Raw genomic sequence first — 20,406 nt, 5'->3', positions numbered from 1 at the left:
GTCCCAGCGCGCGCCACAATGGTCGGCATGAGGATCTCGGCGCGTGCGGACTACGCGGTACGGGCGGTACTGGAACTGGCCGTCCGGCAGGACGATGCCCCGGTCAAGGCGGAGGACCTGGCCGCCGCGCAGGACATTCCGCACAAATTTCTGGAGGGGATCCTCGGGGACCTCAGGCGCGGCGGCGTCGTGGCGAGCCGGCGCGGCGGGGGCGGCGGGTACCGGCTGGCGCGCGGAGCGTCGGCCATCACGGTGGCGGACGTGATCCGGGCGGTGGACGGCCCGATCGTCTCCGTGCGCGGGGAGCGGCCGACGGGACTGGTGTACACCGGCACGGCGGGACCGCTGCTGCCGCTGTGGGTGGCGTTGCGCGCCAACGTGCGCCGGATCCTGGAGGGCGTGACGATCGCGGACCTCGCGGCGGACGCGCTGCCGGACCCGGTGCGGGAGCTGGCGGCGGAACCTGCGGCCTGGGAGAACCCTTAGGCCCCTCCCGCGGGGGTCTTCCGCGGCCCCTCCCGCGGGGTGGGAACCGGCCGGTGTGAATGGCCGGGGGAGCACCTGTCCGCCCTCGGCGGGGCTCCCTACGATGCGACCGTTCCGTGAATGTCATGTGCACACCATGTGTAGATGGCGGACGCATTCAACCACATCCACCCCCCACCGACCGGGATGGGAGACCCATGGCCACCGGCCTGCTCCTGAGCGGCACGATCGCCGCGCTCCTCACCTCCGTGCTGCCGGCGCAGCAGCACCAGTCCTCCGGCGGGTTCGAGGACCCGCCGCCGGACAAGATCGTCATCAAGGTCGCCACCGTGAACGGCTCCGGCTGTCCGCAGGGCACGGCGGCGGTCGCCGTCTCCGAGGACAACACCGCCTTCACCGTCACCTACAGCGACTACCTCGCCCAGGCGGGCGGCGACTCCGCGCCCACCGACTTCCGCAAGAACTGCCAGCTCAACCTGCTCGTCCACGTCCCGCAGGGCTTCACCTACGCCGTCGCCAGCGCGGACTACCGCGGCTTCGCCGCCCTCCAGCCCGGCGCGAAGGGCACCCAGCGGGCCTCGTACTACTTCCAGGGCTCCCCGAACACCGAGTACCGCACCCACCCCTTCGGCGGCCCGTACAACGACAACTGGCAGGCCACCGACAGCACCGACTGGGCGCAGCTGGTCTGGGCGCCCTGCGGGGTCCAGCGCAACTTCAACATCAACACCGAGCTGCGGGTGAGCACCGGGACGTCCGACCCCGACGAGGTGAGCTTCATGACGATGGACTCCACGGACGGCGACATCAGCACCGTGTACCACCTGGCCTGGAAGGAGTGTCCGGAGACCTGACCGGGCCGCCGGGGGCCGTGCGCGGTCACCTTCCGGCGGGCGAACCGTCCGGCCGGCACAGCAGCGGCTTGTCCAGCTCGGCGCAGGGGCGGTGGCCCTTGGAGCGGACGATGTCCTTGCCCACCTCGTCGGCGAGGTAGCGCAGGAAGCCCGCCGCGATCGAGTCGGCCGGCGGTTCGCCGTAGGTGTAGGCGATCTCCGTCTGCCAGTACGGGTACGCCCCCTGGTCGGCGCCCTCCAGGGTGGCCGGGTAGCCGTCGATCCGGACCTGCCGGACGTCGTCGTGCGCGGCGGCGGCACCGACCTCGCTGTGCCCCAGGGCCCCGGGGGTGGCGGCCACCGTGTCCAGCAGTGTCCCGGTGCCGCCCACCTCGCAGCGGCCCGGCCGGTCGCGGTCGAGGCCGGCGCAGTCGGGCGTGGTGACCGCCGGGAGCGGGCGGCCGTCGAGGACCTGCTGTTCGAGCGTGGTGCGGGTGCCCGAGCCGGGGTTCCGGCTGACCAGGTGGACGGGGACGTCGTTGCCCTTGACCTGGCTCCAGTTGGTGACGGTCCCCGCGTAGATGTCCCGTACCTGCTTCAGGGACAGGTCCTCGACCCCGGCGTCCTTGTGCACGACCAGGGTGAACAGGGACAGCGCGACGGGCCTGGGCAGCAGCCGCGGGCGGCCGTCGGACTTCGGTCCGTCGCTGAACGCCAGTCTGTCGCCCAGCCCCCGGCCGTCCGTGAGCCGGGCGTCGGCACCGGCCGCGGCGAGCGTGTCGAGGCCGTCGACGCTGCCCTTGAAGGAGGTGGCGGTCAGCGGGATGCGGGCGTCCGGGCAGGTCCGCTCGTACTGCCTCGCGGCCTCCCGCAGCACCGGCGCGAAGGCCGTGGAACCCGACAGGTGCAGGGTCCCGGCGGCGCAGTCCAGCGGCGCGGCCGCCTCGTCGGTCCCGGCCAGGGTGAAGGCGGACTGGGTGGCGCTCACCAGGATGAGCGAGGCGAGCAGCCAGCGGACCTGGCGCGAGGCGAACGGGTAGTACGCGGTCTTCTTGATGTTCCCGCCGCGCACCCCGCCGACGACCCCCGCGGTGACCTCCGGCTCGGGGAACTCGGGCTCGGTGAAGCCCTCCTCGCGGTCCAGGACGGCCAGGACCTTGTAGTGGGCGCGGCGGTTGAGTATCACCTTGGGCAGCTTGACCTCCCGGCCCGTGGTCTCGAAGCCCTCGGCGCCCGGTACGAAGAAGGAGGGCGGGACCTGCGGACTGCGCTCGGTGACGGTCATGCCGACCACACGGCGGCCGGGGAAGGCGATGCGGATGCCGACGGGGTCGCTGGCGGGAGCGACGTAGTCGCCGGCCACGACCGGGCTCCAGCCGGCGTTCTCGATCCGCAGCAGCACGACCGAGGGGTCGCGCAGGTTCGTACCGTCCCACTGCATGCGCTGGAGCACCGTGGTGGCGGGCCCCGAGGCGGCCGAGTCCCGGATCGTGGTGTCCAGCTGGACGCGGTAGCCGAGCCGTTTGCGGCCCGCCAGCACGAACTCCCACAGGGCGGCCACGACGGGCACGGCCAGACCCAGGACGGCGGCCACGGAACCCCAGGACAGACTCACGCCCGGCTCCCCCTCAGGACGGTGACACGGGAGGCCATGGTGGCGGGGGAGGGGCCGCGGTGGGTGCGGCTGCGGTGACTGTCCGGTTCGAATTCACCCTCGGGCCACCTTCGACACCCGGCGTTTTCCGGACATCAACTGCCGCCGGTGTCACGGACATTGACGCGCAAGCGCTTCGACTCTAGGTTCCGTCACTGCGCAACGTCCGACAACACGACCGTTGTTCGACATAACGAACACGAGATGTGGAACAGGAGCCCCCCATGCGTCGCAGACGAGCCGCACTCCTCGCTCTCCCCACCGCCGCCCTGCTCGCCCTCGTCCCCTCCACGGCGTCGGCCTATCCGAACCCCGGCCGGGTCACCGGCTCCGTCGTCACCCACGACCCGACGATGATCCGCACCCCGTCCGGGCAGTACCGGCTCTACGCCACCGGCGGCGGCATCAGCAGCAAGGCGTCGTCCGACCGCACCGCCTTCGCCGCGGGCGCCGACGCCTTCGGCTCCCGGCCCGGCTGGTGGTCCGGCTACTCGTCCGTCCCGGAGGCATGGGCGCCGGACATCTCGTACCACGGCGGGAAGTACCTGATGTACTACTCCGTCTCGTCCTTCGGCTCCAACACCTCCGCCATCGGACTCGCGGGCTCCACCACCGGAGCGCCGGGCAGCTGGAGCGACTACGGCATCGTCTACACCTCGGACTCCACCAGCGACTACAACGCCATCGACCCGAACCTCTTCGTCGACGACGACGGGAAGTGGTGGCTCTCCTTCGGCAGTTGGTGGACCGGCATCAAGATGATCCGGATCGACCCGGCCACCGGCAAACAGCTCGCCTCCGACACCGCCCGCCGCTCCCTCGCCTCCCGCCCGACCGGCACCAAGGCCGTCGAGGCGCCGTACGTCGTCAAGCGGAACGGGTACTACTACCTCTTCGCCTCGTACGACACCTGCTGCGCCGGCACCAGCTCCACCTACAAGGTCAAGGTCGGCCGGGCGACGAGCGTCACCGGGCCCTACCGCGACCGGAACGGCGTCTCGATGACGGCCGGCGGCGGGACGCCGGTCCTGGAGTCGCACGGCAGCGTCATCGGCCCCGGCGGTCAGTCGATCATGAACGACGTGGACGGCGACCTGATCGTCTACCACTACTACGACGGCACCGACAACGGCACGCCCAAGCTCGGCATCAACCTGCTGGACTGGAGCAGCGGCTGGCCCGTCGCGTACTGAGCCGCACGCCGGTACGGACGCGCACCCCGGCCGCGGGCGTCACTCCGGGGCGTCGTGGCCCCGCAGATGGAGCGAGCGCAGGGCCACCTCGATGGCGAAGCGGTGGTCGGGGTCGGCGAGCCGGTCGCCCAGATGGGTGTCCAGCGTCCGCAGCCGGTAGCGGACGGTCTGCGCGTGCACCCCCAGCATCTCGCCGACCTGCTCCGCGGGCGCCCGGGTGGACACGTGCACGCGCAGGGTCTCCACGAGCCGGTCGCGCCGCCTGGCGGGCAACTCGTCGAGCGGGGCCAGTTCACGGGCCGCGATCCGGTCGACCAGGGCCGGGTCGGACAGCAGCCACAGGGTCGTCAGGTGGTCCTCGCAGCGGACCAGCGGGGCGTCGGGGACGACATCGTCGTCAACGAGCTGCAGCACCCGGCGGGCCCAGCGGACGGAGTCGGCGGCCTGGGTGATCGGCACGGTCAGGCCCAGCGCGGCGCGGGTGCCGGCCAGGGCGGTGCGGAGCATGTCCAGGCGGGCGGGGGTGAGTTCCCCGGGTACGAGCAGGTGCGGCTGCGGGATGTCCAGGTCGGCCAGGACGTCCCGGTCGAGTCCCGCCTGGATGTGTTCCGGCGCCGGAGACCGCAGGGCGACGAGGAAGCAGGACCGGGGCAGCTCCCAGGCGGCGGCCTTGCACAGTTCGGAGACGGCCGTCCGGGGCAGCGGGGAGGCGGCGAGCAGGAAGTGCAGTAACTGTCTTCGTAACGCGGACTCCTCGGAGGCGGCCCGCTCCCGGACCTCCGCGTACCCCTCGCGGGTGATCGCCTCCAGTTCCTCGACGTAGGCGAACAGGGCATCGGCGAAGGCGAGGATCAGCGCGGGGGAGAGGCTGTACTGCCGCCCCAGGGTCTTGGCCCGGCGCAGCGCGATGCGGGCGCCGAGCCGGTAGGCGCCCTGGAGGACTTCGAGGTCGCGGCCCTCGTATGCCTCCACCCGGCCGAACCTGCGCAGCAGTTCGTCCCGCAGCTCCGAACTGCTGGAGGGGTCGGCCACCCGGTCCACGAAGGCGGTGAGGGCCTGTTCGACGCCCTGGCGGATCGCGTCCCCGTCCGGGCCGTTGAGCAGCCGGCCGTAGACCGGATAGCTGCGGGTGACCTCGGTGCGTATCTCGTTCAGCAGCCCCGGCAGGAGGGGGCGCATGAAGGACGCGAACTTCTTGGGGAGGGGGTCGAGCGGTTCACCGAGCACCGAGGGACGCGCGATTGAGGGCATGAATGATCCCTTGCCGTCGACATGTCCGGTGGGGGTGGGCCGACCGGGCCCCGCCCTCGGCGGGCGGAGCCTGGACCGGTCCACTGGGCGTTCACCGGTCTGGCAAGCAGACGGTAAATCAACTTCGGTGTGATGTACATCTCTTGGGGAGGAAACGTGCCATCGTTGTGTGGGCCTGCGCCTGTTACTTGACGGCGGAGTGCCAGTTTCCGGCCAGGACCTTGCCGGCGTCGGGGACGACGGTGCCGGGTGCGTTGAGTCCGGTGAGGTGGGTCTGCGTGTCGTTGAGCGTGACGCTGTTGTTCCCGGCGGCTGAGGGCAGCCCGGTCTTCGCGTTCACCGCGAGGTTGATCAGTCCGACGTTCAGGCCGCAGCCGGTGGCGCCGGGCACCGCGAAGGTGCTGTCGTTCTGGGTGGCGCCGGTGAGGTTGATCCGGCTCATCTCGCCGGCCGGGTCCTCGGTGCCGTCACCCTGGTAGAAGGTCATGCCGAACTCGGGGAAGTCGCGGTTCTCGGGGCGCAGCACGATCGGGTTGGCGGCCGTCCCGATGTAGCACTTGCCGCCCAGCAGCGGGTTCTCCAGGTGGATGCGGACCGGCAGCGCGACGATGGGCAGGTCGCTGAGGGCACCCGCGGTCTGGTCGAAGGCGTAGGGCGCGCCGACCGACTCCATGGTCGCGGTGATCTTGTTGAGGCTGGAGTTCTCCAGCGACTCGCAGATGCCCGTGATCACGAAGATGTCGCTCGGGCACATCAGGCCGAGCAGCCCGCCGGGCACGGTGGCGGGCTCGGCGACCAGCGCGCCGGAGGCGGGGGCGACCACGCTGCTGGTGCCGTCCGCGTTCTGGACGATGCCCATCTGGAGGTTGGTCCTGCCGGTCGTCACGGTGGTGTCGCCCAGCTTGATGGTGCCGCTCGCCGAGGTGGACACCACACACTGCGGGGTCTTCTCGAAGCCGTCGGCCGCCAGCATCGCCGGGGCGTCCACGGGGCAGCGGGTGAAGGGTGCCCACTCGCCGTTCAGCGCGGGGTCGGCCGCGGTCGCCGTGCCCAGCGAGGCGAAGGCGCCGAGCGCGGTGAGCGCGGACACGGTGGCGAGCCGGGTGCGGGTGGAGATCCGGGGCATGGTGGTGGCCTTCCGTGGAGGTGTGAGACAGGGATCAGCGCTCGGCGACGGGGATCTCGTAGGGCTGGAGGTCCTCGGTGCACTGGCCTTCGTTCTCAGGGCTCGGGAAGACGGGGGCGGCGATCGCGCACGTCTGGCCCTGGACCTGCTTGATGTAGTTGCCCGGACCCGAGACGGAGGCGGTGAGCAGGCGGTCGAGGTCCTCACCGTCGCTGCCGCAGCCGGTGAAGGCGGGGATGGTCGCCTCGCCGGACAGGGCGCCGCCGCTCAGGAGCAGGTAGCCGGTGGCCGGCAGGCCGATGATCTGCTCGCCCCGGCCGTACAGCACCAGGTGGTCACCGGGGAAGTTCGCGGGGTCCGGGTCCTCGGAGGTGAGGGACGTCTCGGTCCGGCACCCGGAACCGACGTCCAGGGGTGTTCCGTTGACCTCGAGGTCCAGCACGTGCAGGACCAGCGGGGCCCGGACGTAGGTGTCGGTGATCGTGGTGAAGTCGGACAGCCGTATCTTCATGCGCGAGTCGATCCGCATGGGGGCCGTCTGCTCCAGCACCATGGTGGCCTTCACCGGGGCGAAGTCGAAGGACAGGAAGGTCGCTTCGAAGGGCGGTGTCTGCTTGCGCTCCCGGTAGTGGAAGTTCGCGTACGAGAGGGTGTCGAAGATCAGGTACTCCGGGTCGGGCGGACCCGGCACGGGGAGCCCCTGCTCGATCAGCACGCAGGACGGCGGGAGGTACGCGGCGCCCTTCATCTTCTTCACGTTGGCGTAGCCGGTGACATAGGCGTTGAGCGAGACGTCCGTGGGCGGGTGCTGCTCGTCGTAGCGGCACGGCGGGACGTCGTCGCGGCCCGCGGCGGCGCCGGGGGTGTTCTCCAGCACCTTCGGCGAGCGCTCTGACTGCCGCTCCGGCCGCCGGTCTCCCGGCGCGTCCGGCGCTCCGTCGTCGTCCGGCGCCCCGGACGACTCGGCCGGTCCCGACGAGGACGGCGAACCGCTCGGTGCCTGCCCTTCCGTGCCGACCGGCACGGTGGCCAGCAGCCCCTGGCCGGGGGCGTCCTCGGCGAGGGCGCAGTCGACGGTCAGCGAGCCGGGGTCCGCGCCCGCCGGGTCGGCCGCCCCGAGCGCCAGGTCGATCGCGAGGGCACCCGCGGAGAAGGTCAGGTCGCCGTCGCTCCGGCCGGCCACCGAGGGCACGTCGCCCCGCGCGACCAGCGTCAGCGGCCCCGACCCGGGCAGCGCGACGGGCTCGGAGCCGCCCCGCCAGGTCGCCGTGGCCGTGGCCGCGTTCTGGGCGACGCCGACGGTGAGCCGGGTGGCCGCCCGTACCTCGGCCGCGTCGCGCGCGGTGAGGTCCGCGACCGCCTCCGCCGGGAGTTCCACGGTGGTGGTGACGCCGGACGGCGTGAACGCCTCGCCCGCCTCGGCCCGCTCCGGGAAGTCCGCCGAGACCCGGACCGTCGCGGGCAGTTGCCCCGAGGGGAGGGTGCAGACGTAGGGGAGCTCGGCCTCGACCTCCTGGGTGCCCGAGGCGGTGGCTGTGGTCGGGACCAGGGCGGCGAGCACGACGAACGCGGCGATCGACGTGGTGCGGGCACGGGCCCGGGACGGCCGCGGGGCGGCGGCTGGCTTGGCTTTCATGCGACTCCGCTCGGATGGCTCGGACGGGGCGCCGGTCTGCTCGGGCGCTGGGCACGGGACACGGGGCACGGGGCCTGCGAACGCCCGGCCGGGGTGCCGGCCGGGCGGACGGGGCCGGTCGGCGGCCTACGGGTTGGAGCCGACGATGGTGGGGATGGCGCCGGTGCTCGCCACCGTGACGGCGTAGTTGCCCTTGAAGGTGGGCTTGGTGGCGGTCGTGACGATCGCACCGCAGTTGACGGGGTTGCTGACCGCCAGCTCACCGGCGGTGCTGTTGATCGCCAGGATGCCGGTGGAGTTGGTGTACGTGCCGGAGGCCTTGCCCGTCACCGTGAACTTGCAGGCACCGGCGGTCACGTTGGCCTTGACGTTGCCGACGTAGCCCTTGGTGACACCGGTGGAGGCGGTGTAGTCCACCGCGACGACGTCCCACGGGGTGATCGACGTGGTGGTGACGTTGCCCAGGACGCTGGTGCACGGCGAGCCGGACGCGCCGAAGTTCATGGTGGTGATGTCGGCGACGTCCCCGGGGTTGCCGGTGGTGCTCGCCATCGTCCCGGCCGCGGTCGAGGTCGTGCACGTCATGGGGATGGTGGCGGTGAGCACGATGTTGCCGACGTTCACGGCCTTGAAGGCGGCCGGCGAGGGGCTGACCGTCCACACCGTGGAGGGCACCGCCGAGGACGGGACGGCGGCGAGGCCGAGCGCCGACGCGGCCGCACACACCACGAGGGCCGACCTTCTGATGCTCTTCTTCATGACTCGGTCTCCTTGAGGGTTGACCTGCATTGCGCCGTGACGTTACTCGCCGGAAACATAGCCGAACAATGCGGAAGTCCATGATTCTTTGAAAAGTGGAACAAGCTGTTTCCGGGGTGAGTGAATCGCGATTCGGCTTAGTCACCTGCTGCCAAGTCCGAAACGTCCGCCCCGCGCCGCTGCCGCCCTGTGAACGTCGCACACGCCGGGGTTCCCGTGCTCACCGGATGACAAGTTTCCGAGTGGTTTTTGTGCCTTGCCTGACAGGTTCCGGATGGCCGGGGCCGGTATCGCGGAAATCTCCGATTCCGGTGTTGCCCGCCGAGGTTACTCGGCCGTAACGTGCCGGTGCGGTGCTCGGTTCCAGGTCGGTGGCCCCCGTCGGCCGGAGCCATGGCGGACACGTTCCGGCCCGTCCTCCCGTCGGGAGAGGGTGTCCGCCGGCGGGGTCCCGCGGGATCCACACCCCCCGGAACCGCGAGACCCTGCCCTGTCTCCCCGGAGACAAGTACGGGCCGGGCGGATTGTCAGCGCGGTGACAAGTTCCGCGGGGGTGCCGAAGATCCGTGCCGCACCCGTTGTCAGTGCGCTTCGGGCCGACTTAACGTGCGGGCCCGCAGCGCGTATCCGATTGGCGTCCGCTGGAGGTGATATGGGAATCGAAGTGGTGGTCGAGGGTCTGACCAAGTCCTTCGGTAAGCAGAGCATCTGGCGGGACGTGTCACTCACTCTTCCGGCCGGAGAGGTCAGCGTCATGCTGGGCCCGTCCGGAACCGGTAAGACCGTTTTCCTGAAGTCGCTCATAGGGCTGCTCAAACCCGAGAAGGGCCGTGTCCTCATCAACGGGGTGGACATGGTGAACAGTCCGGAAAGAGACATCTACGAGACCCGGAAACTGTTCGGTCTCATGTTCCAGGACGGCGCCCTCTTCGGGTCCATGTCCCTTTTCGACAACATCGCCTTCCCGCTGCGCGAGCACACCCGCAAGAAGGAGTCGGAGATCCGCCGCATCGTCATGGAGCGGATCGAGGTCGTCGGGCTGCTGGGCGCGGAGGGGAAGCTTCCGGGGGAGATCAGCGGCGGCATGCGCAAGCGGGCCGGACTGGCCCGCGCGCTCGTCCTGGACCCGCAGATCATCCTGTGCGACGAACCGGACTCCGGGCTCGACCCGGTCCGCACCGCCTACATCTCCCAGCTGCTCATCGACCTGAACGCCCAGCTCGACGCGACGATGCTGATCGTCACCCACAACCTCGACATCGCCGCCACCGTGCCCGACAACATGGGGATGCTCTTCCTGCGCGAACTCGTCACCTTCGGCCCGCGCGAGGTCCTGCTCACCAGTGACGAGCCGGTCGTGGCCCAGTTCCTCGGCGGCCGGCGCGAGGGACCCATCGGGATGTCCGAGGAGAAGGACGCGGCCACCCTCGCCGCCGAGGCGGACGCCGCCCCCGCGACCCCCGCCGCGCCCCGGGTGATCGTCCCGCAGCTGGAGCCGTCGCCCGGCCTGCCGCCGCGGCAGGCCGTGGCCCGCCGACGCAAGCGCGTCATGGGCATGATCGACACGCTGCCGCCCGCCGCGCGGTCCGCCATCCGGGACACCTACGCCAAGAGCTCCGAGGCGGCCACCCTGCCGATGCCTACCGCCGGGAGCGGCGCGTGATCACCGGCGCCCTGCGGCAGACCGGGCGGCTCTTCGCGCTCGCCGCGGAAGTGGTCCGGGCCGTCTTCCGAAGACCCTTCCAGTTCCGCGAGTTCGTCGAGCAGTTCTGGTTCGTCGCCAGCGTCACCATCCTGCCCGCCGCCCTGGTCTCGATCCCCTTCGGCGCCGTCATCGCCCTCCAGGTCGGCTCCCTGACCGAGCAGCTCGGCGCCCAGTCCTTCACCGGCGGCGCCAGCGTCCTCGCCGTCGTCCAGCAGGCCAGCCCGCTCATCGTCGCGCTGCTCATCGCGGGCGCCGGCGGCTCGGCGATCTGCGCCGACCTCGGCTCCCGCAAGATCCGCGAGGAACTCGACGCCATGGAGGTCATGGGCGTCTCGCCGGTGCAGCGCCTGGTCGTGCCCCGGGTGCTGGCCGCCATGGGCGTCGCGGTCCTGCTCAACGGCCTGGTCTCGGTCGTCGGCATCCTCGGTGGCTACTTCTTCAACGTCATCATGCAGGGTGGCACCCCCGGCGCCTATCTCTCCAGCTTCTCCGCCCTCGCCCAGCTGCCCGACCTCTACGTCAGCGAACTCAAGGCGCTGGTCTTCGGGTTCATCGCGGGCATCGTCGCCGCCTACCGGGGCCTCAACCCGCGCGGCGGCCCCAAGGGCGTCGGCGACGCCGTCAACCAGTCCGTCGTCATCACGTTCCTGCTGCTCTTCTTCGTCAACATGGTGATGACGGCCGTCTACCTCCAGATCGTCCCGCCGAAGGGAGGCTGAGGTCCGATGGCCTCCCCGCTCGTCTGGCTCGACCGCTCCGGCGACCAACTCCTCTTCTACGTCCGGGCCCTGCTGTGGATCCCGCGGACCCTGCGCCGCTACCTCAAGGAGGTGCAGCGCCTCCTTGCCGAGGTGGCCTTCGGCTCCGGCGGCCTCGGCGTCATCGGCGGCACCATCGGCGTGATGATCGCGATGACGCTCTTCACCGGGACCGTCGTCGGACTCCAGGGCTACGCGGCCCTCGACCAGATCGGCACCGCCGCGTTCACCGGATTCGTCTCCGCCTACTTCAACACCCGCGAGATCGCCCCCCTGGTCGCCGGACTCGCCCTCTCCGCCACCGTCGGGGCCGGCTTCACCGCCCAGCTCGGCGCCATGCGCATCAACGAGGAGGTCGACGCCCTGGAGGGCATGGGCATCCGCTCCATGCCGTACCTCGTCACCACCCGCATCATCGCCGGCGTCGTCGCCATCATCCCGCTCTACGCCATCGGGCTGCTCTCCTCCTTCCTCGCCTCCCGCTACGTGACCGTCCTGTTCAACGGCCAGTCCCGGGGGACGTACGACCACTACTTCAACCTCTTCCTGTCCCCGACGGACGTGCTGCTCTCCGTCCTGAAGGTGCTGATCTTCAGCGTGATGGTGATCGTCGCCCACTGCTACTACGGCTACCGCGCCTCCGGCGGCCCCGCGGGTGTCGGCGTCGCCGTCGGCCGCTCCGTGCGCAACGCCATCGTGCTGATCAGCGTCACCGACTTCTTCCTGTCGCTGGCCCTGTGGGGCGCGACCACGACCGTGAAGGTGGCGGGGTGAGATGAGCGCACGCCTGGGACCCCGAGGACACGCACTGCGCCGCCGGCTCGCCGGGGTGGTGTTCGTGCTGGTACCCGCCCTGCTGATCTGGCTGGCCGTCGCCGTCTACGACAAGGAGTTCACCGACTCCGACCCGGTGGTCGTCGAGACCGGCAGCGCCGGCAACCAGATGCACCCCGGCGCCGAGGTCAAGCTGCGCGGCGTGGTCGTCGGCGAGGTCCGCGCCATCGACGCCACCGGCGACGGCGCCCGGCTCACCCTCGCCATGAAGCCCGGCGCACTGGACGACGTACCCTCCGACGTCCGCGCGCAGATGCTGCCCACCACCCTGTTCGGCGAGCGGTTCGTGGCCCTCGTGCCGCCCGCGGACCCCTCGCCCGAACCGCTGGCCGCCGGGGCCGTCGTCCCCCAGGACCGGTCCGCGAACGCCATCGAACTCCAGCAGGTGCTCGACGACGTGCTGCCGATGCTCACCGCCGTCCAGCCGCAGAAGCTCTCCGCGACCCTGTCCGCCGTCTCGCAGGCCCTCGAAGGGCGCGGGGAGCGGCTCGGCGACACGCTCACCCTGCTGGACGAGCACCTGGCCGAGTTCAACCCCAACCTGCCCGCCCTCAACCGCGACCTCAAGGAACTCGTGAAGGTCAGCCATGTCTACGCGGACGCGGCGCCCGACATCGTCACGGCGCTCACCGACTTCACCACCACCAGCGGCACCCTCGCGGAGGAGGACGCGGAACTCGCCGCCACCCTCGGCGCCACGACCCGGACGGCCGAGGACGTCACGGCCTTCCTGCGCAAGAACAAGGACAACATCATCCGGCTCGGCGACACCAGCCGCCCCACCCTGGAACTGCTCGCCGAGTACTCCCCGGCCTTCCCCTGCACCCTGCGCACCCTCGCCGACTTCGTGCCGGCCATGGACAAGGCGCTAGGCAAGGGCACCGACCGGCCCGGCATCCACGTCGACGTCACCGCCGTAGCCTCGCGCGGCGCCTACCGCCCCGGTCGCGACACCCCGGTGTACGACTCCGGCGGCGGCCCCCGCTGCCCCTCCGTGCCCTACCTCGGCAGCCTGCCCCGGGCCACCGCACAGGCCGCCACCCCCGCGGCCGAGCAGGACCTCGGGCCCGCCAACTCCCCGCAGGAGAACGACCTCGTCAACGAACTCCTCGCTCCCGCCGCCGGGAAGAGCCCCGGCGACCTGCCCGACTGGAGCAGCCTGCTGGTCGGCCCCGTCTACCGCGGTACGGAGGTGACCCTCGGATGACCGGCGCCGACCACGCGCACACCCGGCGCCGTCCGCTGACCGGACCGCTGGTCAAGTCCCTCGTCTTCGTGGTGGTCACCGCCCTCGCCACCACCGTGCTCGGCCTGAGCGTCGCCGGCACCAGTGTCGACTCCGACGGCGGCGCCGGCACCTACAAGGCCCTGTTCAGCGACGTCACCGGGCTCGTCGACGGCGACAGCGTGCGGATCTCCGGGGTGACGGTCGGCGAGGTGACCGACGTACGCGTCGTCGACCGGCGCACCGCCCAGGTCACCTTCACCGTCCGCGACGACCGCACGCTGCCCCGCTCGACCACCGCCGCCGTGAAGTACCTCAACATGGTCGGCCAGCGCTACGTCTCCCTCGGCCGCGGCAGCGGGGACCTCACCGGCACCCTCCCGGAGGGCGGCACCGTGCCGCTGGACCGCACCACGCCCGCGCTCGACCTGACCCTGCTCTTCAACGGCTTCAAGCCGCTGTTCGAGGGACTCTCCCCGAAGGACGTCAACGAGCTGGCCGGATCGATCGTGCAGGTGCTCCAGGGCGAGGGCGCCACCGTCGACAGCCTGATCCGCCACATCGGCTCGCTCGGTACGACGGTCGCCGCCAAGGACAAGGTGATCGGCCAGGTCGTCGAGAACCTCACCACCGTCCTGGACACCCTCAACGACCGCGAGGACAGCTTCGACGACCTCGTCGTCACCCTCCAGAAGCTCGTCAGCGGCTTCAACCAGGACCGCAAACCCCTCGGCGAGGCCGTCGCCGCCATGGGCGACCTGACCACCGTCACCGCGGGGCTCCTGGAGGACGGACGCGCCCCCCTCAAGAAGGACATCCGCGAACTGGGCCGGCTCTCCACCAACCTCGGCGAGCACACCCCGCAGATCGAGGACTTCCTGGCGAAGACCCCCGCCAAGATGACCGCCCTGACCCGGCTGTCCTCCTACGGATCGTGGTTCAACCTCTACCTCTGCGAGGCGCGCGTGAGCGGAGTGACCACCTCCGACGGCTCGAAGCCGCCGACCGGCATCGCGATCACCGAATCGAGGTGCCGCGGATGAAGCGCCCCCGCCCCCGCCCTCGCATCAAGCCGGTCAAGGAGCGCAACCCCGTCGCCGTCGGCGTCGCCGGGCTGCTCGTCCTCACCCTGATCGCCCTCCTCGCCTACAACGTCGACCGGCTGCCGTTCGGCGGCGGCACCACCTACAGCGCCGACTTCTCCGAGGCGGCGGGCCTGGACGAGGGCGACGAGGTGCGCATCGCGGGCGTCAAGGTCGGCCGGGTCACCGGCGTCGCGCTCGACGGCGCCAAGGTGAAGGTCACCTTCGAGGTCGAGGACGCCTGGCTCGGCGACCGCACCACCGCCGCCATCGCCATCAAGACCGTCCTCGGCGACAAGTACCTGGCGCTCGACCCGCTCGGCTCCGGCCGCCAGGACCCCGGCAGCCGCATCCCGCTCACCCGCACCACCTCCCCCTACGACGTGACGCAGGCGTTCCAGGACCTCAGCGGCACCGTCGACGACATCGACACCGGGAAACTCGCGGAGAGCTTCGAGACCATCTCCGACACCTTCAAGGACTCCCCGCCGCACGTGCGCAAGGCGGCGACCGGCCTGTCCGACCTGTCGAAGTCGATCTCGAAGCGCGACGCGAAGCTCTCCGAACTCCTCAAGGGAAGCGCGCAGTTCACCAAGACGCTGGAGAACAACAAGTCCAGCTTCGAGACCCTCATCGAGGACGGCGGCCCGCTGCTCGGCGAACTCCGCGACCGCCGCACCGCCATCAGCGCCCTGCTCAAGGGCAGCCAGGACCTCGGCACCGAACTCGGCGGCCTCGTCAAGGACAACGAGAAGCAGCTCGGCCCCACCCTCAAGGCACTCGGCCGCGTCACCACCGTCCTGGAGAAGAACAACACCCAGCTCGGCGAGACCCTCGCCCTGGTCGGCCCCTACTACCGCCTGGTCGGCAACACCCTGGGCAACGGCCGCTGGTTCGACAGCTACCTGTGCGGCGTCGTACCCCGCGACTACCTGCCCGAGACCTCCCAGCCCGAGACCGGATGCCTGCCGCCGAAACAGCCGGCGGCGGCCCAGGGGAGCGGTGCGTGATGACCCGACGCCGAAAGTTCCTCACCGGGGTGCTCGCCCTCGTGGTCCTCGCCGCCGGCGGCCTGGCCGCCGCCCGGGTCCTGGCACCCGACGGCACCCGGGTCACCGCCTACTTCGACCGCGCCATCGGTGTCTACGCCGGGTCCGACCTGCGCATCCTCGGGGTACGGGTCGGCGAGGTGGAGTCGGTGGACCCCGAGGGCACCAGGGTCCGCGTCGGCCTCCGCCTGGACGCGGGGATCAAGGTCCCCGAGGACGCGCGGGCCGTCGTCGTCGCGCCGAGCGTCGTCGCCGACCGCTATGTGCAGCTCACCCCCGCCTACCGCAAGGGCCCCGCCCTCGCCGACGGCGCCGTCCTGCCCGCCGCCCGCAACCACGTCCCCGTCGAGATCGACCAGATCTACGCCTCGATCACCGAACTCGGCGACGCCCTCGGCCCGGACGGCGCCAACGCCGACGGTGCCCTGTCCGAGCTGCTGAGGACCGGCGCCGACAACCTCGACGGCAACGGCGAGGCCATCGGCGACAGCGTCGAGCAGTTCGGCAAGGCCGCCAAGACCCTCGACGGCAGCAGCGGCGACCTGTTCAAGACGCTCGCCGGCCTCCAGACCTTCACCACCATGCTCAAGAACAAGGACACCGACGTGCGCACCGCCCAGGAACGCCTGGACGAGGTCGTCGGCTTCTTCGCCGACAACAAGGACGACCTCACCGGCGCCCTGGAGGAACTCGGCAAGGCCCTCGGCCAGGTCAAGACCTTCATCGAGGACAACCGGGGCGAGCTGAAGGACAACGTCGACCGGCTCCTGCCCATCACCCGGACCCTGGTCGAGCAACGGGCCTCGCTGGCCGAGGCGCTGGACGTGGCACCGCTGGCCGCCGACAACGTCGTGAACGCCTACAACCCCGACACCCGCACCCTCGACGGCCGCGGCAACCTCAACGAGATCAGCATGGGCGGCCCGCTGCTGCCGCTGCCCGTGGCCGGGGCGGAGAAGGGGGAGGGGCGATGAAGCGCGCGACGCTCTCCAGAGGCCGGGTGGCCGGCCTCACCGCCGGGGGACTGGCCGCCCTCGGGCTCGCCCTCGCCCTGACCGTCGGCGGGGTCACCGTCGTACCGAGCGGCTTCGACGGCATCGAGGACCTGCCGCTGCCCGGCGGAGCCGACCTCGGCGACCACCCCTACACCGTCACCGCGGAACTCCAGGACGTGCTCAGCCTCGTGCCGCACGCCGCCGTACGGGTCAACGACGTCGCCGTCGGCCGGATCACCGGCATCGAACTCGGCGAGGACGACTGGTCGGCCCGCGTCACCATGGAGATCAACGGCGATGTGCGGCTGCCCGCCGACGCCACCGCACGGCTCGAACAGTCCAGCCTGCTGGGCGAGAAGTACGTCCAGCTCGTCGCGCCCGCCAAGGAGACCGGAACCGGCCGGCTGACCGACGGCAGCGTCATCCCGCTGGCCCGCACCAGCCGCAACACCGAGGTCGAGGAGGTGTTCGGCGCGCTGTCGCTGCTCCTCAACGGCGGCGGCGTCAACCAGCTCAAGACCATCACCCGGGAGCTCAACGCCGCGCTCGGCGGCCGCGAACCCGAGGTCCGCTCCATGCTGAAGCGGGTCAACACCCTGGTCGGCGACCTCGACGACCACCGCGGAGACATCACCGACGCCCTCGACGCCGTCAACCGGCTCTCCTCGACCCTCGCCACCCGCAAGGACGACGTCGGCACCGTCCTCACCGACCTGTCGCCCGGACTGAAGACGCTGGAGGAGCAGCGCGGCTCCCTGCTGACCATGCTGCGCTCCCTGGACACGCTGTCCGGCGTCGCCGTCTCCACCATCAACGCGAGCAAGGACGACATGATCGCCGACCTCAAGGCCGTCGCGCCGACGCTGAAGGCGCTCGCCGACGCGGGCACGGACCTGCCCGACTCGCTCCAGGTGCTGCTGACGTACCCGTTCACCGACGAGGTGCTGCGCGGGGTGAAGGGCGACTACCTCAACGCGTACCTGAGCATGGTCGCCGTGCCCGGGACCGAGGTGATCCCGCCGCTGGTGGACGGGGGCACGCCCGGGCCGACCGCATCCGCGACGGCGCAGGGCGGCGGATCGGACCCGGCCGCGAAGAAGCCGGCCGCCAAGGACCCGGCCGCGAAGAAGCCGACCTCGCGGAAGGGGTCCCCGGGAGAGCAGGGCTCCGCCTCGCCGCTGCCGCTGCCCTCCGTGTCAGGGGCCGGGCCGGCGTCCGGAGGTGACCGCGGGTGATCACCCTGGCCGTACGGTTGAAGAACCTCGCCTTCCTCCTCATCGCCGTCCTCGCCCTCTCCTACCTCGGCATCCGCTACGCCGACCTCGGCCGCTACGTCGGCGTCGCCGACTACTACACGGTGGACGTCCGACTCCCGCGCACCGGCGGCCTGTTCACCCACTCCGACGTCACCTACCGGGGCGTCTCGGTGGGCCGCGTCGGACCGATCGACCTCACCGCCGAGGGCGTCGTCGCCGAGCTGCGCATCAAGAAGTCCGCGCCCCGCATCCCCGCCGACACCAAGGCCGTGGTCGCCGGGCTGTCCGCCGTCGGCGAGCAGTACATCGACCTGCGGCCGGAGAGCGACGGCTCCCCCTACCTCGCCGACGGCACCCGCATCGAACAGACCGACACCGAGGTGCCCGCACCCGTCACCGACGTCCTCACCAGCGTCGACGACCTCGTCGGCTCGGTCCCGCTGGAGGATCTGCGCACCGTGGTCGACGAGTTCGGCAAGGCATTCGAAGGTCACGGCGACGACCTCCAGGTGCTGCTCGACAGCGGCAGCGACTTCGTCGAGGCGGCCGACCGCGCCCTGCCGTCCACCACCCTCCTCATCAACGACGGCGAGACCGTCCTGCGCACCCAGGCCGAGGAGGCGCAGGCCATCCGGGGCTTCGCGACCGGAGCGAAGGACCTGGCCGCCGCCCTCAAGGGCTCCGACGCCGACCTGCGCCGCCTGCTCGCGGTCACCCCCGAGGCCGCCACGCAGGTCAGCGGCCTGCTGCGGGACCTCGACCCCAGCCTCGGCGTCGTCCTCGCCAACCTCCTCACCACCTCCGAGGTAGCCGTCACCCGGCAGCGCGGCATCGAGGAGCTGCTGGTGAAGTACCCGGCGGCCGTCGCCGCGGGCGCCAGCGCCGTCGACGGGGGCAAGCTGAACCTCGGCCTGGCCGTCACCTTCTTCAGCCCCCTGCCCTGCACCGACGGCTACGGCGGCACGCGCTACCGCAACGGCCTCGACCTCGGCACCGCCCCCGCCCTCAACACCGACGCGGCCTGCACCGCCCCGGCGTCGAGCGGGAAGAACGTGCGCGGCTCGGCCAACGCCCCGAAGGGCGGCGCGGTGCCCGACCCGGCCAGACCGGGCTCCCTGCCCTCCGGCAGCGGCGGGGCCGCCCCGGCAGCGGACGGCACCCCCGCCGCGGACGGTTCCACGGCCCTCCCCGGTGCGCTCGCCCTGCCCGGACAGAGCGGCGAGGCACCGGCCGGCCTGACCGGTCTCCTCGCCCCGGCCACCGGGAGCACGCGATGAGGCGGGCGGGCATCCTCACCGGGGCGGGGCTCGTGCTGGCCCTCGGCGTCTGCGGCACCGGCGCCTGGACGTACGCGCAGGCGCGCACCGACGACGCGCTCGCCTACGGCCGGGAGCGGGACGAGGCGCTCGCCGACGGGCGGGCGGGCATCGCCGTCCTCACCACCCTCGACGCCTCCACCCGGCAGCGGGCGGAGCGGAGCATCCAGGAGTGGCGCACCGTCACCACCGGGCCGCTGCGCGAGGAACTCGGCGACACCGGGGCGGCGGCCGGGACCTCGGCACGCGGCACGGTCACCGACGCCGCCGTCACCGCCCTCGACACGCGGTCCGGCACGGCCAAGCTCATCGCCACCGTACGCGTCCAGGTCACCCCGGCCGGGACCAAGAAGCCGTCCACCGACCGCAAACGCCTGGAGGCGGTCCTGGCCCGCACGGGCGAGGGGGAGTGGAAGGTGCGGGCACTGAGCGCCGTACCGGTGGCGGAAGGGAAGGGCGAGGAGTGATGACACCGACCTGGCTGCAGCGCAGGCCCCCTCCACCGGAGCCCGGCACGGACCCGGCCCCGGACCCCGCGGACCCGCCCGCCACGGACGCGCCCGACCGGGACGCGCCCGCCACGGACACGGCAGACCGGAACGCGCGGGACGCGCCGGACCGGGACCCGGACGATCGAGACGCGCCCGACGGGGACGCGCCCGACGGGGACGCGCCCGGCGAGAAGGGTGTGCCGCACGGGCGGCTGCGGAAGGCGGTCCTGGCAGCGACCGCCGCGGTCCTCGTCCTCGGCGGCTGCGGATTCTTCTACGCGGCCCACCAGTTGAGGTCCCAGGCGCCCGCCCGGAACCACGCGCTCACCGACACCGAGGCCACCACCCGCGTCGCGGGCGACGTCGGCGACGCCCTCGCCCGGATCTTCTCCTACACGCCGGACGGCACCGCGGCCGCCGAACGCTCCGCGAGCACCGTCCTCGACGGCCGCGCCGCCCGCCAGTACGAGACCCTCTTCGCCCGGGTCCGCGACGACCTCACCGAGCAGCGCGTCACCCTGAGCACCCGGGCCGTCCGCACCGGAGTGATCGAGCTCGAAGGCGACCGGGCCCGCCTGCTGGTCTTCCTCGACCAGAGCTCCCACCGCGGCGACGGCAACGGCAACGGCAAGGACAAGGGCAAGGACGAAGGCGACGTCGAGGCCACCACCGCGGCGGCCCAACTCACCGTCACGGCACGGCTCGACGACGACCGGTGGCGGATCGTCGACATCAAGGCCCGCTGAGAATGCGCGGG

The 20,406-nt window shown here is 71.6% G+C and carries 18 protein-coding genes and 1 pseudogene; 14 read left to right on the top strand and 5 right to left on the bottom strand.

What is annotated here, in order from left to right; genetic code table 11:
* Window positions 1-27 precede the first annotated feature (27 nt).
* Complete coding sequence (locus IE258_RS09075) at window positions 28-486, top strand: RrF2 family transcriptional regulator (RefSeq protein WP_189741388.1); 459 nt, start codon at window positions 28-30, stop codon at window positions 484-486.
* 197 nt (window positions 487-683) lie between these two features.
* Window positions 684-1,340 (top strand): DUF4360 domain-containing protein, encoded by a 657-nt coding sequence (locus tag IE258_RS09070; protein ID WP_189741385.1) that lies wholly within the window; start codon window positions 684-686, stop codon window positions 1,338-1,340.
* Between the two features lie 25 nt (window positions 1,341-1,365).
* Here IE258_RS09070 and IE258_RS09065 read toward each other — a convergent pair whose 3' ends face one another.
* On the bottom strand, window positions 1,366-2,934 hold the full coding sequence (locus IE258_RS09065; RefSeq protein ID WP_189741382.1) for a substrate-binding domain-containing protein: 1,569 nt from the start codon (window positions 2,932-2,934) through the stop codon (window positions 1,366-1,368).
* A gap of 263 nt (window positions 2,935-3,197) precedes the next feature.
* Here IE258_RS09065 and IE258_RS09060 point away from each other — a divergent pair, with 263 nt between their 5' ends.
* Window positions 3,198-4,166, top strand: a complete 969-nt coding sequence (locus tag IE258_RS09060; protein WP_189741379.1) for an arabinan endo-1,5-alpha-L-arabinosidase — start codon at window positions 3,198-3,200, stop codon at window positions 4,164-4,166.
* Between the two features lie 39 nt (window positions 4,167-4,205).
* Here the strand turns inward: IE258_RS09060 and IE258_RS09055 are convergent, their stop codons facing one another.
* The 4 genes from IE258_RS09055 to IE258_RS09040 all read right to left on the bottom strand — a co-directional run bounded on the left by IE258_RS09055 (window position 4,206) and on the right by IE258_RS09040 (window position 8,938).
* Window positions 4,206-5,417: a PucR family transcriptional regulator gene (locus tag IE258_RS09055; protein WP_189741376.1), complete on the bottom strand. Its 1,212-nt coding sequence runs from the start codon at window positions 5,415-5,417 to the stop codon at window positions 4,206-4,208.
* A 184-nt stretch (window positions 5,418-5,601) separates the two neighbouring features.
* Window positions 5,602-6,543 (bottom strand): hypothetical protein, encoded by a 942-nt coding sequence (locus tag IE258_RS09050; protein WP_189741373.1) that lies wholly within the window; start codon window positions 6,541-6,543, stop codon window positions 5,602-5,604.
* Window positions 6,544-6,577: 34 nt separating this feature from the next.
* On the bottom strand, window positions 6,578-8,179 hold the full coding sequence (locus IE258_RS09045) for a DUF6801 domain-containing protein (protein WP_189741370.1): 1,602 nt from the start codon (window positions 8,177-8,179) through the stop codon (window positions 6,578-6,580).
* A gap of 126 nt (window positions 8,180-8,305) precedes the next feature.
* Complete coding sequence (locus tag IE258_RS09040) at window positions 8,306-8,938, bottom strand: hypothetical protein (protein WP_189741367.1); 633 nt, start codon at window positions 8,936-8,938, stop codon at window positions 8,306-8,308.
* 652 nt (window positions 8,939-9,590) lie between these two features.
* Here IE258_RS09040 and IE258_RS09035 point away from each other — a divergent pair.
* From IE258_RS09035 to IE258_RS08985, 11 genes and pseudogenes are all read left to right on the top strand, one after another.
* Entirely contained in the window at window positions 9,591-10,601 is a 1,011-nt protein-coding gene (locus IE258_RS09035) for an ABC transporter ATP-binding protein (RefSeq protein WP_189741364.1), read from the top strand.
* A 5-nt stretch (window positions 10,602-10,606) separates the two neighbouring features.
* Window positions 10,607-11,362 (top strand): annotated as a pseudogene (locus tag IE258_RS09030) (MlaE family ABC transporter permease); the annotation flags it as partial.
* Between the two features lie 6 nt (window positions 11,363-11,368).
* Window positions 11,369-12,175 carry an MlaE family ABC transporter permease gene (locus IE258_RS09025; protein ID WP_007388461.1) on the top strand — a complete coding sequence of 269 codons (807 nt, stop codon included), beginning with the start codon at window positions 11,369-11,371 and terminating at the stop codon, window positions 12,173-12,175.
* Between the two features lies 1 nt (window position 12,176).
* On the top strand, window positions 12,177-13,442 hold the full coding sequence (locus tag IE258_RS09020; protein ID WP_189741362.1) for an MCE family protein: 1,266 nt from the start codon (window positions 12,177-12,179) through the stop codon (window positions 13,440-13,442).
* Entirely contained in the window at window positions 13,439-14,503 is a 1,065-nt protein-coding gene (locus IE258_RS09015) for an MCE family protein (RefSeq protein WP_189741359.1), read from the top strand. Before IE258_RS09020 ends, IE258_RS09015 begins: the two co-directional genes overlap by 4 nt.
* Window positions 14,500-15,552: an MCE family protein gene (locus IE258_RS09010; RefSeq protein WP_189741355.1), complete on the top strand. Its 1,053-nt coding sequence runs from the start codon at window positions 14,500-14,502 to the stop codon at window positions 15,550-15,552. The genes IE258_RS09015 and IE258_RS09010 overlap by 4 nt, the downstream gene beginning before the upstream one ends.
* Window positions 15,552-16,565: an MCE family protein gene (locus IE258_RS09005; protein ID WP_189741352.1), complete on the top strand. Its 1,014-nt coding sequence runs from the start codon at window positions 15,552-15,554 to the stop codon at window positions 16,563-16,565. Before IE258_RS09010 ends, IE258_RS09005 begins: the two co-directional genes overlap by 1 nt.
* Complete coding sequence (locus IE258_RS09000) at window positions 16,562-17,821, top strand: MCE family protein (protein ID WP_189741349.1); 1,260 nt, start codon at window positions 16,562-16,564, stop codon at window positions 17,819-17,821. The genes IE258_RS09005 and IE258_RS09000 overlap by 4 nt, the downstream gene beginning before the upstream one ends.
* Window positions 17,818-19,119, top strand: a complete 1,302-nt coding sequence (locus IE258_RS08995) for an MlaD family protein (RefSeq protein WP_189741346.1) — start codon at window positions 17,818-17,820, stop codon at window positions 19,117-19,119. Before IE258_RS09000 ends, IE258_RS08995 begins: the two co-directional genes overlap by 4 nt.
* On the top strand, window positions 19,116-19,625 hold the full coding sequence (locus IE258_RS08990; protein WP_189741343.1) for a hypothetical protein: 510 nt from the start codon (window positions 19,116-19,118) through the stop codon (window positions 19,623-19,625). The genes IE258_RS08995 and IE258_RS08990 overlap by 4 nt, the downstream gene beginning before the upstream one ends.
* On the top strand, window positions 19,625-20,395 hold the full coding sequence (locus IE258_RS08985; RefSeq protein ID WP_189741340.1) for a hypothetical protein: 771 nt from the start codon (window positions 19,625-19,627) through the stop codon (window positions 20,393-20,395). The genes IE258_RS08990 and IE258_RS08985 overlap by 1 nt, the downstream gene beginning before the upstream one ends.
* Window positions 20,396-20,406 lie beyond the last annotated feature (11 nt).

The sequence above is a fragment of the Streptomyces tendae genome (assembly GCF_014650435.1).
Lineage (GTDB): Bacteria > Actinomycetota > Actinomycetes > Streptomycetales > Streptomycetaceae > Streptomyces > Streptomyces tendae.
Note: the sequence above shows the minus strand (reverse complement) of the source record. Positions and strands in the feature narration are given on the sequence as shown.